General features: G+C 71.4%; 11 protein-coding genes. All 11 read right to left on the bottom strand.

The genetic code is table 11. The annotated features are described in order from the left end of the window. Window positions 1-47: 47 nt before the first annotated feature. Entirely contained in the window at window positions 48-383 is a 336-nt protein-coding gene (locus ACWDTS_RS11930; protein WP_450111722.1) for a TfoX/Sxy family protein, read from the bottom strand. A gap of 64 nt (window positions 384-447) precedes the next feature. Next, window positions 448-1,476 (bottom strand): isopenicillin N synthase family dioxygenase, encoded by a 1,029-nt coding sequence (locus ACWDTS_RS11925; protein WP_450111721.1) that lies wholly within the window; start codon window positions 1,474-1,476, stop codon window positions 448-450. 91 nt (window positions 1,477-1,567) lie between these two features. Beyond that, window positions 1,568-2,707 carry a cation:proton antiporter gene (locus ACWDTS_RS11920; protein WP_450111720.1) on the bottom strand — a complete coding sequence of 380 codons (1,140 nt, stop codon included), beginning with the start codon at window positions 2,705-2,707 and terminating at the stop codon, window positions 1,568-1,570. A gap of 16 nt (window positions 2,708-2,723) precedes the next feature. Beyond that, window positions 2,724-3,596 (bottom strand): acyl-CoA thioesterase domain-containing protein, encoded by an 873-nt coding sequence (locus ACWDTS_RS11915; protein ID WP_450111719.1) that lies wholly within the window; start codon window positions 3,594-3,596, stop codon window positions 2,724-2,726. Continuing rightward, window positions 3,593-5,014 carry a pyruvate kinase gene (pyk, locus tag ACWDTS_RS11910; RefSeq protein WP_450111718.1) on the bottom strand — a complete coding sequence of 474 codons (1,422 nt, stop codon included), beginning with the start codon at window positions 5,012-5,014 and terminating at the stop codon, window positions 3,593-3,595. The genes ACWDTS_RS11915 and pyk overlap by 4 nt, the downstream gene beginning before the upstream one ends. A 175-nt stretch (window positions 5,015-5,189) precedes the next feature. Further along, window positions 5,190-6,659: a glutamate synthase subunit beta gene (locus ACWDTS_RS11905; protein ID WP_450118244.1), complete on the bottom strand. Its 1,470-nt coding sequence runs from the start codon at window positions 6,657-6,659 to the stop codon at window positions 5,190-5,192. After that, window positions 6,652-11,172 carry a glutamate synthase large subunit gene (gltB, locus tag ACWDTS_RS11900; RefSeq protein WP_450118252.1) on the bottom strand — a complete coding sequence of 1,507 codons (4,521 nt, stop codon included), beginning with the start codon at window positions 11,170-11,172 and terminating at the stop codon, window positions 6,652-6,654. The genes ACWDTS_RS11905 and gltB overlap by 8 nt, the downstream gene beginning before the upstream one ends. 236 nt (window positions 11,173-11,408) lie before the next feature. Beyond that, window positions 11,409-12,170, bottom strand: a complete 762-nt coding sequence (locus ACWDTS_RS11895) for a TM2 domain-containing protein (protein ID WP_450118243.1) — start codon at window positions 12,168-12,170, stop codon at window positions 11,409-11,411. A gap of 75 nt (window positions 12,171-12,245) precedes the next feature. Continuing rightward, window positions 12,246-13,313, bottom strand: a complete 1,068-nt coding sequence (gene lgt / locus ACWDTS_RS11890; RefSeq protein ID WP_450118242.1) for a prolipoprotein diacylglyceryl transferase — start codon at window positions 13,311-13,313, stop codon at window positions 12,246-12,248. Further along, window positions 13,310-14,113: a tryptophan synthase subunit alpha gene (trpA, locus tag ACWDTS_RS11885; protein ID WP_450118241.1), complete on the bottom strand. Its 804-nt coding sequence runs from the start codon at window positions 14,111-14,113 to the stop codon at window positions 13,310-13,312. The genes lgt and trpA overlap by 4 nt, the downstream gene beginning before the upstream one ends. Beyond that, the gene (trpB, locus tag ACWDTS_RS11880; protein WP_450118251.1) at window positions 14,110-15,360 is read right to left on the bottom strand and encodes a tryptophan synthase subunit beta; all 1,251 of its coding nucleotides are present in this window, start codon (window positions 15,358-15,360) and stop codon (window positions 14,110-14,112) included. Before trpB ends, trpA begins: the two co-directional genes overlap by 4 nt. Window positions 15,361-15,520 lie beyond the last annotated feature (160 nt).

Here is a 15,520-nt window from a genome sequence, read left to right as displayed (position 1 = left end):
GCGGTTTCGGTAGCCACCGCTACCGAAACCGCGCACGAGGGCGGGCGTCAACCGTTCGGCGGAAGCGAACGAGCGAACTCGACTCCTCTGGTGACCCACGCGCGCAGATCGGCGTCGTCCTCGACGGATGACGCGGTCACGCGCACCCAGCCGGTCATTTCGCGATCCCCCATCCTCGCCGGGTGGACGGAGTCGTGGTCGACGAGTCGTTCGCGCGGTTCGGCTCCGACCCGCACGAGCAGTCCGCCTGCACCGCTGACCGCGAGGGCCAGATTGCCGTCCACCATGAAGGACAGGCCGCCGAACATTCTGCGTTCGGTCACGGCCGGTCCCGGTTCGATGAGGTCCCGGATCCTGTCGGCCAACTCCTCGTCGTATGCCATGGGCGACAGTGTGGACCCGCGCACCGACATCCACGGTCACCGGACCGGGATGTCGACGCCGCGGTCACCCACGCAGAGCGGGTGAGTTCAACAGGTCCGCGTGGTACCGCTCGGTCACGTTCGGATGGGCGCGCAGCCGGGACTTGAGCGCATTTAGGCCGTACACCGAATGCAGGGTGCCGCCGTGTTCGTCGGTGCCGACGCCGCGCGCGTTCGCCGCGAGTTCGGGCGGCAGCGAAACGGTCGGCAGTTCCTTGTCGAGCCCGGGGTTGAGGAAGAACGGCAGCGAGATCCGGTCGGTGCCGGGTTCCGGCGGCAATACCCGGTGGGCGGTGGCCTCGAGGTATCCGCCGGTGGCCAGTTCGAGCAGTTCCCCGATGTTGACGATGAAGCAGCCCGGTTGCGGAGCCACGTCGATCCAGGTGCCGTCGCGGTCGACCTGAAATCCGGTGCTGCCCGGTTCCGGATACAGCAGGGTGAGGACCCCGACGTCCTTGTGGCTGCCGACGCCCTGCCCGGTGACCGACCGGTCGTGACCGGGATACCGGACGATCTTGAGCAGCGGATCGGGATCGGCGAAGGCGTCGTCGAAGAAGTCGGCGGGGGCACCGAGCGACTCCGCCCAGGCGCGCAGCAGGACGATCCCGACGGCCTGCGCCTGGTCGATCCACCGCAGCGCGAGCTCCCGCAGCTCGGGCAGCTGCGCCGGCCACAGGTTCGGACCGTGCAGCACCTCCCACGGCTTCGCGGGATCGATCTCGGTGACGGCCGCGCGTTCGGGCCCGATGTCGATCTGTTCGCGCCAGTCGACGTAGCCCTGGGTGCGTTCCCCACCGATGCGGGTGTAGCCGCGGAACTGCGGCGAATGCGAGTTCTCGATCTCGAGTTTCGCGGCGTCGGGCAACGCGAAGAACGCGCGGGCCGCGGTGATGAGGTCCGCGCCGAGCGCCGGATCGATGCCGTGGCCGGCCAGGTGGAAGAACCCGATCTCGTGGGTCACCGTGCGGAGCCGGGTGAGCAGATCCGCGCGGGCCTCGGCTCCGCGGTCGAGGTCCGCGAGGTCGATCACGGGCAGCGTGGTGGTCGCCGACATGACGTTGAGTCCTTTCCGAAGCCGCACGAGTACGCGACCCCGATTCGAGCAACAGCAGCCGAACTCGGGACATTCCGCGGGTCGGGAGCGGTCACGGCTCCACGGCGTCTCGGCCGCGAGGTGTCGCCACCGCCGCCGCGATCGCGGCCACGGCGATCGTGACGAGCGCCCCGAGAACCAGGGCGGCGGCGTCGGCCCGCGACAGCAGGCCCCCGGCGAGGCCGATCGCGACCGCCGCCAGCGGGATCCCCAGCTGGGTCGCCGACAGCGCGCCGAGCGCGACCGGCTGACCGGTGACGCGCGGCACGAGGTGCACGAGCACCGCGACCGCGCCGAGCGCCAGGCCCAGCCCGATCCGGGACGGATCCTCCGCCAGCGCCCGGACGTCGATGGACGCCCCGATCCACACGTAGAAGACGGGGGCGAAGAACCCTTCGGTGACCGCGAACAGCTGGCCGGCGAGCCGCCGCGGTTCCCCGACCCCGGCGACCGCGAGCCCGAGCGCGAACCCGGCGAGCATCACCGACACGTGCGTCCACACCGCGAGGGCACCGAGACCGAACAGCACCGCCAGGCTCACCCTCAGTTCGACGGCGAGCTTGCGGTCCTTGGACACGTTGTGGACGCGGCGCTGCACGCCGGTGCGGTCCAGCTGCCGGAGCACGAGGAACACCACCGCCGCGCACGCGATCACCGCGAGCGAGCCGAGCCCGGCGCGCAGCGCTGCGGGCGGGTCGATGACGAGCGGCAACGCGACGATGCAGACGGTGTCGGCGACCGCGACCTGCACCAGCAGCGGCAGCAGCTCGCGCCCGCCGATGCCGGACGCATCCACGATCGGCAGGACCAGCGCCGCCGACGACGACGCGAGCAGCACCGCGAACAGCGCCGCGTGCGGCGCGTCGAACAGCCACGCGAGCCCCGCCCCGGCGGGCACTGCGACCGCACCGACGAGCGCGGCCCGCGCGATCCCCCGCCGCAGCGCCGGACGCAGCCGGGCGTCGCGGATCGGCACGTGGGTGCCGGCGAGGAACATCACCAGCGCGAAACCCACCTGCGCGACCGCGTCGAGGGTCGGTTCACTCGCGTCGATCCAGCCCAGGCCGCTGACTCCGACGACGACCCCGGCGAGCAACTCGCCGAGCACGAGCGGCAACCGGACACCGCTGCGGGCCGCGGGCAGCGACCCGACGATCGCGACCACCATGACGAGCGCGAGGCTCGCGAACATCGCCGCTACCGCCCGTTCAGCGCCGGGACGGGAAGTGCTTGATGATCCCTTCCTGGACCACGGTGGCGACGAGTTCGCCGTCCAGATTGAAGTAGCGGCCGGTGGCCAGGCCGCGCGATCCGGCGGCGACCGGGGATTCGGTGGCGTACAGGTGCCACTGGTCGAACCGCGGCGGCCGATGGAACCAGATGGAGTGGTTCGCGGTCGCCGCGAAGATCCGGTCCAGACCCCAGGACAGTCCGTGCGTGGTGAGGATCGAATCGAGGACGGTGGTGTCGGAGCTGTAGCCGAGCGCGGCGACGTGCAGCAGCGGATCGTCCGGCAGCTCCCCGTCGGTGCGCATCCACACCCGGTTGTGGTTGAGCTTCTCGCCCGTGCCCTTGAGGATCCACGCGGGATCGTTCGCGTACCGCATGTCGATGGGTTTGAGGGCGTTCACGAAGCCGGGCAGGTGTTCCTCGTAGCCTTCGAGATGGTCACCGATCGGCGGCAGCGCCTCCGGGTACGGCACGTCGGGGACGGTCACCGCGTGTTCGAGTCCCTTGCCCCACTTCTGGTAGGCCGCGAGCATGACGAACAGTTCCTCGTCGCCCTGATAGGCGGTGACCATGCGATTGGCGAAGTCGCGCCCGTCCCGGTGCCGCGCGACCCGGTATTCGATGGGTTCCTCGACGTTGCCGCCGCGGATGAAGTGGGCGTTGAGCGCGTGGATCGGCCGGTCACCGGTGGTGCGGCCGGCGGCGACGAGCGCCTGTGCCACGAGCTGTCCGCCGAAGGTCCGCAGGCCGGTCTGCGGCGGGTGTGCTCCACGGAAAACGTCCTCCTCGGTCTGCTCGAGATCGAGCAGACCGAGGAGGACGTCGAGGTCCGTCGCCTCGATACCTGTCAACGAGTGTCCTTCTCCCCCAGCCTGTGCACGTGGATCAGGTTCGTCGAGCCGGAACGTCCCGGAGGGGCACCGGCCACGATCACCACGAGGTCGCCACGCTGGTAGCGACCCAACGACAGTAGCGCCGCGTCGACCTGTTCGACCATCTGATCGGTGGTCTGCATCGGTTCGACGGAGAACGTCTCGGTACCCCAGGTCAGCGCGAGCTGATTGCGGATGGCCGGGACCGGGGTGAACGCGAGCAGCGGCAGGTGGGTGTGCAGGCGCGCGAGCCGGCGCACGGTGTCGCCGGACTGGGTGAACGCGACCAGGGCCTTCGCATCGAGGCGCTCGCCGATGTCGCGGGCCGCGTAGGAGATGACCCCGCGCTTGGTGCGGGGCACGTGGGTCAGGGCGGGCACCTCCGTCGAATCGGACTCGACGGCCGCGATGATGCGGGCCATCGTCCGGACCGTCTCGACGGGGAACTTGCCGACCGAGGTTTCGCCGGAGAGCATCACCGCGTCGGCGCCGTCGAGCACCGCGTTGGCGACGTCGGAGGCCTCGGCGCGGGTGGGCCGCGAGTTCTCGATCATCGACTCGAGCATCTGCGTGGCGACGATGACCGGCTTGGCGTTCTCGCGGGCGATCTGGATCGCCCGCTTCTGCACCAGCGGCACCTCTTCGAGCGGCAGTTCGACGCCGAGGTCGCCGCGGGCCACCATCACCGCGTCGAACGCGAGGACGACGGCTTCGAGGTTCTCGATCGCCTCGGGCTTCTCGAGCTTGGCGATGACCGGGACCCGGCGGCCGACACGGTCCATCACCTCGTGCACGAGTTCGATGTCGGCGGGCGAACGCACGAACGACAGGGCGATGAAGTCGACACCGAGCCGCAGCGCGAATTCGAGGTCCTCGATGTCCTTCTCGGACAGGGCGGGCACGGAGATGTTCATCCCCGGCAGCGACACGCCCTTGTTGTTGCTGACCGGTCCGCCTTCGGTGACGCGGCAGACGACGTCGTTGCCCTCGACCGCTTCGACGACGAGCCCGACCTTGCCGTCGTCCACGAGCAGACGGTCGCCGGGGACGGCGTCCTGCGCGAGTTCCTTGTACGTCGTCGAGACCCGGTCGTGGGTGCCGTCGACGTCGTCGACGGTGATCCGCACGACCTCACCGTTGGCCCATTCGGTGCGGCCCTCGAGGAAGCGGCCGAGACGGATCTTCGGTCCCTGCAGGTCGGCGAGGATGCCCACGGCGTGTCCGCTGGCTTCGGCCGCCGCGCGGACCCGGTTGTAGTGGGCCTCGTGCTCCGAGTGTTCTCCGTGGCTGAAGTTGAGTCGGGCCACGTCCATGCCGCCTGCGACGAGTTCCTTGAGAACCTCGGGGTCGGCGGTGGCGGGGCCCATGGTGCAAACGATCTTGGTGCGTCGGGTCACGGGTCGAGCCTAGTCCCCCGACAGCGGGGTGACGACCGCGGTTGGAGGGCGCTGGAACCCAACTCGCGCGTAACTTACGACAACCCGCCGCACGGGACGGGTAGCGCGCTGCTCGTGTGAATTGCGCCACCCCTGGCGGCACTCGATTCGGTGCCTGTGGTTCCGGCCGATGCCCTCAGCCCGTGGTCAGCACTCGCGAATCCGGGGTGACCGGTGCGGGCAACCGGGACCGGCCGGTCAGGTAAGTGTCGACGCCGCGCGCGGCCGCGCGGCCTTCGGCGATCGCCCACACCACGAGCGAGGCGCCGCGGTGCGCGTCTCCGCACACGAACACTCCCGGTTCGTCGGTCTGCCAGTCGGCGCCGCAGTCGAGGGTGCCGCGTGCGGTGGTCGCGGGGCCGTCGTCGAGCAGCCTGCCGGGTCGCACCCCGTCGAATCCGATGGCGAGCAGCGCGAGATCGCACGGGATCTCGAATTCCGGGCCCACCCGGGTGCGGTGTGCGTCGACCTCGGCGACCACCAGTGCCCGCAGCCGGCCGTGGTCGTCGCCGACGAACCGTTGCACGCCGACCTCGAAGCGTCGTTCGCCGCCTTCGGCGTGCGCCGGCGTGGTGCGCAGCACCCACGGGACGAGCGGCCACGGACTGCGGTTCTCGTCGCGGGTCTCGGGGGGCCGGACGCGGTAGTCGAGCTGGGTGATCGACGCGGCGCGGTGGCGGTGCGCGGTGCCGAGGCAGTCGGCGCCGGTGTCGCCGCCACCGATGATCACGACCCGGCGTCCGGCCGCGTGGATCGGGGTGGGCCCGTCGCCTTCGCAGTCGTGATTGGCGGCGACCAGGTAGTCCATGGCCTGGTGCACGCCGGACAGGTCATGGCCGGGCAGGTCCATGTCGCGGGTGGCGCCCGCGCCGACCGCGAGGACCACCGCGTCGAAGTCGGCGCGCAGGCGGGCGAGGGTGGGGTCGGTGCCGACCTCGCAGCCGGTGCGGAACCGGGTGCCTTCGGCGCGCAGTTGCGCGATACGACGGTCGATCAGCGCCTTGTCCATCTTGTAGGCCGGGATGCCGTAGCGGAGCAGCCCGCCGAGCCGGTCGTCGCGTTCGAACACGGTCACGGCGTGTCCGGCGCGGGTGAGCTGCTGCGCGGCGGCCAGCCCCGCCGGACCGGAGCCGACGACCGCGACCGAGCGTCCGGTGCGGTGCGGCGGCGGTTGCGGGGTGACGGTGCCGTCGGCGAAGGCGTGGTCGGCGATGGCCATTTCGATCTTCTCGATGGTGACGGCCGCGGCGGGATCGGACAGCGCCAGCACACAGGCCGATTCGCACGGCGCCGGGCAGATGCGCCCGGTGAACTCGGGGAAGTTGTTGGTCGCGTGCAGGCGGCGGGAGGCCTCGGCCCACAGGTCACGGCGCACCAGATCGTTCCACTCCGGGATGAGGTTGCCGAGCGGGCATCCGGCGCTGCCGGAGTGACAGAACGGGATGCCGCAGTCCATGCAGCGGGTGGCCTGGTCGCGGATGAGACGGTCGTGTTCGGCGGGTGCGATCGGCGCGGCGATCTCCGCCCAGTCGCGGGTGCGCTCCCCGACCGGCCGGTGCGGGGGTTCGATCCTGCGGTACCGCAGGAAGCCGCGCGGGTCAGCCACCGCCCGCTCCTGCGGTGGCGGGTTCGCTGCGCTGCTCGGCGGCCCGCACCCGCGCGTAGTCGACCGGCAGGATCGTGGTGAATCGCGCTGCGGCGCAGGGCCAGTGGACGAGCAGCGCGGCGGCGATCGGGGATCCGGTGCGGTCGCGGTGGGCGGCCAGCAGTTTCCGCAGCGGTTCGAGGTCGCCGGGTTCGACCGCGGTCAGGTGCACCGAGTCCCGGTTGACGCGGACCGGGTCGAGGTCGAGCACGTGCGCGAGACCACCGGACATGCCGGCGGCGAGGTTGCGCCCGGTGGCGCCGAGGATCACCACCCGCCCACCGGTCATGTATTCGCACGCGTGGTCGCCGGCGCCCTCGCACACCGCGTCCGCCCCGGAGTTGCGCACCGCGAAGCGTTCGCCGACGCGTCCGCGCAGGAACACCTCCCCGCTCGTCGCGCCGTACAGCAGGGTGTTGCCGGCGATGATCTGCGTGTGCGCCGCGAAGTGGGCGGTCGGGTCGGGTCGCACGACGACACGTCCGCCGGACAGCCCCTTGGCGACGTAGTCGTTGGCGTCGCCGGTGACGGTGATCGTGACGCCGGGCGGGAGGAACGCACCCAGGGACTGGCCGGCGCTGCCGCGCAACTCGACGCGGACGGTGTCGTCGGGCAGACCGGCCCGCCCGTGCCGGGCGGTGATCTCGGCGCCGAGCCGGGTACCGACGGTGCGGTCGGTGTTGCGCACGCGCGCCTCGATCCGCACCGGGCGGGAACCGGTGAGGGCATCGGCCGCCGCGGAGATGAGACGGTCGTCGAGGGTCTCACCGGCCGGGGGCGCGGCGGGCCGGGTGCGGCGGCGCTGCGGCGGCCCGCCGCTCGCGTCGACGGGCGGCACGAACAGCGGCGACAGGTCCAGTCCGGCGGCGCGCCAGTGCGCGAGGGCGGCGGCGGGTTCGAGCAGATCGACGCGGCCGATCGCGTCGTCGAGGCTGCACAACCCGAGTTCGGCGAGGCGGCGGCGCACGTCCTCGGCGACGAACCGGAAGAACTGTTCGACGTATTCGGCTCGGCCGGTGAACTTTTCGCGCAACTCCGGATTCTGGGTGGCGATCCCGACGGGGCAGGTGTCGAGGTGGCAGACCCGCATGAGGATGCAGCCGAGCACGACGAGCGGCGCGGTCGCGAAGCCGTATTCCTCGGCACCGAGCAGCGCCGCGACGAGCACGTCGCGGCCGGTGCGCAGCCCGCCGTCGCATTGGACGGTGATGCGGTCGCGCAGGCCACCGAGCACGAGGGTCTGCTGGGTTTCGGCGAGCCCGATCTCCCACGGGGTGCCGGAGTGGGCGAGCGCGGTGAGCAACGCCGCGCCGGTGCCCCCGTCCTGGCCGGAGATCAGCACCACGTCGGCGTGCCCCTTCGCGACGCCGGCCGCGACGATGCCGACCCCGACACCGCTGACGAGTTTGACGTGGATGCGGGCCCGCGGGTTGGCGCAGCGCAGGTCGTGGATGAGCTGGGCGAGATCCTCGATCGAATAGATGTCGTGGTGCGGTGGCGGCGAGATCAGGCCGACCCCGGGTGTGCTGTGCCGGGTGCGGGCGATCCACGGATACACCTTTCCGCCGGGAAGTTGCCCTCCCTCACCGGGTTTCGCTCCCTGCGCCATCTTGATCTGCAGGTCGGTGGCGTCGGCCAGGTACTCGGCGGTGACCCCGAATCGTCCGCTGGCGATCTGCTTGACCGCACTGCGGCGCAGCGGATCCCCGAGCCGGTCCGAGTCCTCCCCGCCCTCCCCGGAGTTCGAACGTCCCCCGATCCGGTTCATCGCGACCGCGAGGGCCGTGTGCGCCTCGGCGGAGATCGACCCGTAACTCATGGCGCCGGTGGCGAATCGGGTGAGGATCCGTTCCACGGGTTCGACCTGCTCGACGGGGATCGGCGGATGCACGCCGGTGCGGAAGCCCAGCAGTCCGCGCAGGGCGCCCCCGGCCGCGGCGAGCCGGTCGACCTCGTCGCTGTAGCGGGCGAAGATGTCGGCCCGGCCGCTGCGGGTGGCGTGCTGCAACAGGAACACCGTCTCGGGTGTGAACAGGTGCGGCTCCCCGTCGCGGCGATAGCGGTAGACTCCGCCACTGTCGAGTTCCTGTGTGCCCGAATCGGATTCGCCGTAGGCAGCGGAGTGCCGTGCGCGGGCGTCGTCGGCGAGGTCGCTCAGCGAGGCTCCACCGATCCGCGAGGCCGTGCCGGGTAGATACGCGTCGATCACGTCGCGGCCCAGCCCGACCGCCTCGAAGGTCTGCGCCCCGACGTACGAGCCGAGCACGGAGATACCCATCTTCGACATCACCTCGAGCACCCCCGCGACCAGCGCGTGCCGGTAGTTGGCGGCGGCGGTGTCCGGATCGTCACCGGCAGCGGCCGCGAGCGCCCGGACGGTGTCGAACGCCAGGTACGGGCACACCGCGGAGGCCCCGAAACCGAGCAGGGCGGCGACGTGGTGCACCTCGCGGGCATCGCCGGTTTCGACGAGCAGGCCCACGCGGGTCCGACGACCGGTCCGGATCAGGTGGTGGTGCACCGCGGAAACCGCGAGCAGCGACGGGATCGGAACCGCGTCCGGTCCGGCGCCGCGGTCGGTGACGACGAGCAATCCGAACCCGGAGTCGACGGCGGTGTCCGCGGCCCGGCACAGGGCGGCGAGGCCGGCGGCGAGGGTCTCACCCGACGGTCCGTCGGCGGAGAAGTGGGTCGGCAGCACCCGTGTCGCGAGCGCCGGGTGCGGTCCGTCCGCGGTGAGGGTGCGGACCGTGTCGAGTTCGTCGGCGGTGAGCACCGGGCCGGGCAGCAGCAACCGGCGGCACGAATCCGGCGAGCAGGCGAGCAGGTTGTCCTCGGGTCCGACGGCGACGGCGGTGGTGGTGACGATGCGTTCGCGGATCGAATCCAGCGGCGGGTTGGTGACCTGCGCGAACATCTCGGTGACGTAGTCGTAGAGCAGGCGCGGTCGCGGGGACAGCACCGCCGGTGGGGTGTCGTTGCCCATCGATCCCAGGGGTTCGCGGCCGGTGCCGGCCATCGGGGCGAGCAGCACGTCGAGGTCCTCGCGGGTGTAGCCGAACAACCGATGCGCCTGCGGGGTCGCGGTGCACGGGCCGGGGCGGGTGTCCGGGCGCGGCAGGTCGGCGAGGGCGACCTGGCCGGCGCGGAGCCAGTGGCGGTAGGGGTGGGTACGGGCGAGCCCGGCCAGCAGCTCGTCGGAGGGCACGACGCGCCCGGCGCCGGTGTCGACGAGGAACATCCGGCCCGGTTCCAGCCGGCCCTTCTCGACGATCTGGTCGGGCGGCAGATCCAGTACCCCGGATTCGCTGCCGAAGACGACCCGGTCGTCGAGGGTGCGCCACCAGCGGCCCGGTCTGAGCCCGTTGCGGTCGAGGACCGCGCCGAAGACGCGGCCGTCGGTGAACGGCAGGCACGCCGGTCCGTCCCAGGCCTCGAGCAGCGCGGCGTGGAACTCGTGGAATCCGCGGCGCCGGGCGTCGACCGTGGAATCGTTCTCCCACGCGGGCGGAATCATCATGCTCACCGCGTGCGGCAGCGACCGGCCCGACAGATGCAGCAGCTCGAGCACCTCGTCGAGCGTCGCCGAATCCGACCCGCCCGGGCTGCAGATCGGGAACAGCCGGGTGAGGTCGCCCACGACCCGCGGGGTGCGCAGCGCCGGCTCGCGGGCCCGCATCCGGTTCCGGTTGCCCCGGATGGTGTTGATCTCGCCGTTGTGCGCGCTGTACCGGAACGGCTGCGCGAGCGTCCACGACGGGAACGTGTTGGTCGAGTAGCGGCTGTGCACCAGGGCGATCGCGCTGGCGCAGCGCGGGTCGCGCAGATCCGGGTAGAACCGGGCCAGTTGCTCGGCGGTGAGCATGCCCTTGTAGACGATCGTGCGCGCGGACAGCGACGGGAAGTACACCGCCGGTGCGTCGGGTCCGGGCCGCTCGGCGCGGCGGCGCAGCGGGTAGACGAGTCGATCGAGATCGAGTCCGCCCGGCCGGACCCCCGCGACAGCAGGTGCGGCGACGAACAACTGGTCGATGTGCGGTCGGCACCCGTCGGCGGTGACGCCGATCCCGGCGCGTTCGGGTTCGACGGGCATCGGACGCCAGCCGAGGACCTCCAGGTGTTCGGCAGCGGCGAGATCCTCGATGCGCCGGCGGGCGCGCGCCCGGTCGTCAGGATCGCGGGGCAGGAAGCACAGACCGGTCGCATATCGGCCGGGTGGGGGCAGCGGAAAGTCGGTGACCGCGTCGAACAGCGCCGCGGGGACCGCGAGGGTGATGCCGGCGCCGTCTCCGGTGGCCGGTTCACGCCCGCACGCCCCGCGATGAGCGAGGTTCTGCAGCGCGCGGATCGCGTCCACGACGACGTCGTGACCGGCGCGGCCCTGGATGTCGACGATCGCGGCGACCCCACACGAGTCCGATTCCAGCGCCGGGTCGTACAGGCCGCGGGCGTCGGGAATCGAGGAGTACAGCACTGCTGTCACCTCCACCGGGGCGGACGGTGCGGGGGTGACGCGTCGCGCGTCGGGGCGGCGGCCCCGGAGGGTCGCCACCACGGGCGGTGCAGTGGCGGGGATGGGCCGATCGGCTCCGCCCGGGAATGCCGGGGATCGTGGCCCGCGGGCGTCAGTTTACGCGCGGAGGGCCCGGCTGCGCGAGCATGCGCAGCCGGGCCCTCCGCGAGAAGACGTGGCTTGTTCGGGTACCGCGATCAGGGCTGCAGCGGCCGGTTGTGCTCGTCCCGAACCTTGCCGGTGAGCATCATGATGCCGTCGATCAACGGCCAGATGCCACCGAGGCCGCAGGTCAGCCACACCACCGCGATCTGCGCGATCGCCAGGCCCGGCTGGTTGAGATAGAACCGGCCGGCGCCGAACGCACCGAGGAGGATCTCGAGCAGACCCGCGGTCATCCGCGACTTGTCCGAGTACGGCTCGCCGGTGAGCGGATCACGACCGTACGGCGCCGACGGGCCGGCGAAGCCGTAGCCGGGCGTTCCACCCGGGCCGGAGCCGGGGGCGGCGGCACCGTAACCGGGCGCGGCACCGTAGGGCTGCGGCGGCGGAGGCGGGGTCGGTCCCCCGAATCCTCCCGGTGCGCCGTAACCGGACTGGTCGCCCATCGGGTACTGCGGGTTCGGGGTGCCGTAGACGGGACCGGCCGGACCGCCGGGCTGCTGCGGCGCCGACGAGTAGTCGGACGGCGGCGGGTAGCTGGGCGTGGTGCCCCAGCCCGGGCCGTTGCCGATGCCCGAGTAGGTGTCCCAGCCCGGGCCGGCGGTGCCCGGGGACGCTGCCGTGGACTCGGAGGTCTGCGGCGGCTCCGAGAGAGATGCCTGCGCGGTCGCGTCGTAGTCGAACCCGGGTCCGAAGTTCGGGTTCGACTGCGCGTCCGCTGGGTCGGATGCTTTCTTGCCGAAATCGATCGGGCGGCCCGAATTCGGGTCGGAAGCAGCCGGATCCGGTGTTGTCACTGGTGATCCCCCTCGTGGTCGATGTGTGTGTCAGACCTTACCGGCGCTTGCTCCCGGGTTCGGTTCAGGCAGGGGTCAGCGGTCCGCCGTCTTCGACCCGCCGGCCTCCTCGACCGGCTTCTCGGCCGACTTCTCGTCCGCTGGCTCGGCGTCGGCCGTCTTGTCGTCGGCCTGCTTGTCGTCGCCCCCCTGCGGGTCCTCATCGCCCTTCGCGACCGTGCTGTTACCGGCGGTCACAGCACCGTCGGTCCCGTCTTCGGAGTGCCGGGTCCGGGTCGACTTCAGCTCCTCGGGTGCCTCCCGGCCCTTGCGGGCGAAGACGAAGTACGCGACCGCGAGCGCGAACACGATGCCGGAGGTGAACGAGTTGATGCGGATGCCCGCGATCTGGGTGGCGGCGTCGCTGCGCATCAGTTCGATCCAGAACCGGCCCAGGCAGTACCCGGCGACGTAGAGGGCGAACAGCCGGCCGTGCCCGATCCGGAAGCGACGGTCCACGACGACGAGCAGCACGACGATCAGCACGTTCCACAGCAGTTCGTACAGGAACGTGGGGTGCACCACCGAGGCGACCTGCCCGGTGGAGACGCCGTCGATCAGGCCGGGCGACACCTGACCGGCGTCGTTGCGGCGTTCGTAGATCTCGAGGCCCCACGGAAGCGTCGTCTCGCGACCGTACAGTTCCTGGTTGAACCAGTTGCCGAGCCGGCCGATGGCCTGGGCGAGCAGGATCGCGGGCGCCAGGGCGTCCCCGAACGCGGGCAGCGGGATTCCGCGGCGGCGGCAGCCGATCCAGGCGCCGACCGCGCCGAACGCGACGGCGCCCCAGATCCCGAGGCCACCCTCCCAGATCTTCAACGCGTCGATCGGATCGGCGCCGTCGCCGAAGTACTTCCGCCAGTCGGTGGCGACGTGGTAGAGGCGGCCGCCGATCAGGCCGAACGGCACCGCCCACACGGCGATGTCGAGGACGGTGCCCTTCTCGCCGCCGCGCGCGACCCAGCGCCGGTCACCCCACACGATCGCGACGACGATGCCGACGATGATGCACAGGGCGTAGGCACGCAGGGCCACCGGCCCGAGATACCAGACGCCCTGTGGGGGCGAGGGAAGATAGGCGAGGAACGTGGTCGTGTCGGTCACGGTGCCACGGTAGCCGAGCGCACTCCCTTCGCGAGATCGCGTGTCAGCTCGAGCAGCGCGTCGCGGCCCTGACCGGCGGCAGTGACGAGCGCGGAACCGACGATGACGCCGTCGGCGTATCCGGCGATCTCCGCGGCCTGGGCGCCGTTGCGGACACCGAGACCGACCCCGACCGGGATGTCGGAGTGGGCCCGCACCCGCGCGACGAGCTCCGGTGCGCGGTTGTCGACGTTGTCGCGGGCACCGGTGACGCCCATCGTCGACGTCGCGTAGACGAACCCGCGGCAGTTGTCGAGGGTCATCGCGAGCCGCTCGTTGGTCGACGACGGGGCGACGAGGAAGATGCGGCCGAGCCCGTACTTGTCGGACGCGGCGATCCAGTCGGCCGCCTCGTCGGGGATCAGGTCCGGGGTGATGATGCCGAGCCCGCCCGCCGCGGCGAGGTCGCGCGCGAAGTTCTCGACGCCGTACTTGAGGACGAGGTTCCAGTAGGTCATGACGACGGCGGCGCCACCGGCGTCGGTGACCGCCTTCACCGCCGGGAACACGTCCCGCACGCGCACACCGGCGGCGAGCGCCGCGTTGGCGGCGTTCTGGATGGTGGTGCCGTCCATGACGGGATCGCTGTAGGGGATGCCGACCTCGACGAGGTCGCAGCCGCCCTCCACGAGCGCGGTGACGGCCTCGATGGACTTCTCGACCGTGGGGTAGCCCACCGGCAGGTAACCGACGAGCGCGGCGCGCTTCTCGGCGCGGCAGGTCGCGAAGATGGCGGAGAGGCGTTCGTGCGGTGCGCTCACTGCGCGGCTCCTTCGGTGTCGGTGCTGTCGGAGGGCAGGTAGCCGAACCACTTGGCGGCGGTGTCGACGTCCTTGTCGCCGCGGCCCGAGATGTTCACCAGGATGATCGCTCCCTCGCCGAGTTCGCGGCCGAGTTTCAGCGCCCCGGCGACCGCGTGGGCCGATTCGATGGCGGGGATGATGCCCTCGGTGCGGCTCAGCAGCTTGAACGCGTCCATCGCCTCGGTGTCGGTGGCCGACCGGTATTCGGCACGGCCGGTGTCGGCGAGCCACGAATGTTCCGGTCCCACACCGGGATAGTCGAGACCCGCGGAGATCGAGTGCGACTCGATGGTCTGGCCGTCCTCGTCCTGCAGCAGGTACGAGTACGCGCCGTGCAGGGCGCCGTGGGTGCCGCCGCCGATGGTCGCGGCGTGCCGTCCGGTTTCGACGCCGTCGCCGCCGGCCTCGATGCCGACGAGCTTGACGGACGGGTCGTCGATGAACGGGTGGAAGATGCCGATGGCGTTGGAACCACCACCGACGCAGGCGACGACCGCGTCGGGCAGGCGACCGGTGTGGGCCTGCACCTGGGCGCGCGCCTCGAGGCCGATGATGCGCTGGAAGTCGCGGACCATCGCCGGGAACGGGTGCGGCCCGGCGGCGGTGCCGAAGCAGTAGTAGGTGTTGTCGGCGTTGGTGACCCAGTCGCGCATCGCCTCGTTGATGGCGTCCTTGAGGGTGCGCGAGCCGGTCTTGGCGGCGACGACCTCGGCACCGAGCAGACGCATGCGCGCCACGTTCAGGGCCTGCCGCTGGGTGTCGACCTCACCCATGTAGACGAGGCATTCGAGGCCGAGCAGGGCGCACGCGGTCGCGGTGGCGACACCGTGCTGACCGGCGCCGGTCTCGGCGATGACGCGGGTCTTGCCCATGCGCTTGGCGAGCAGGGCCTGCCCGAGCACGTTGTTGATCTTGTGGGAGCCGGTGTGGTTGAGGTCTTCGCGCTTGAGGAGCAGGCGCGCGCCGCCGGCGTGTTCGCTGAGCCGGGTGGCCTCGTAGACCGGTGACGGCCGGCCCGTGTAGTCGCGCTGGAGACGATCGAGCTCGGCGAGGAAACCGGGGTCGGTGCGTTCCTTCTCGTAGGCGGCGGTGACCTCTTCGATGACGGCCATGAGCGCCTCGGGCAGGTAGCGGCCACCGAAGACCCCGAAGTGTCCCTTGGCGTCCGGTTCGTGCGCGGTGGGGACGGACACGGCTTCGCTCATGACGGGAAGGCCGCGGCCCTTGGCCGAGAGGACGGAATCGTCTGCAGTCACGTGTCCAGTCTGCCCCACCATCGCACCCGCCGTGCCGTCGGGTCACCCGCGCAGTTCGCGGTGCGTCGTCGGCCGAAGATGTCCGCGCGCACCGGTATCCGCCGACGAC

The organism is Rhodococcus sp. NPDC003383 (assembly GCF_053589115.1).
The sequence above is the reverse complement of the archived record's forward strand: the minus strand, read 5'-3'. Positions and strand labels throughout refer to the sequence as shown.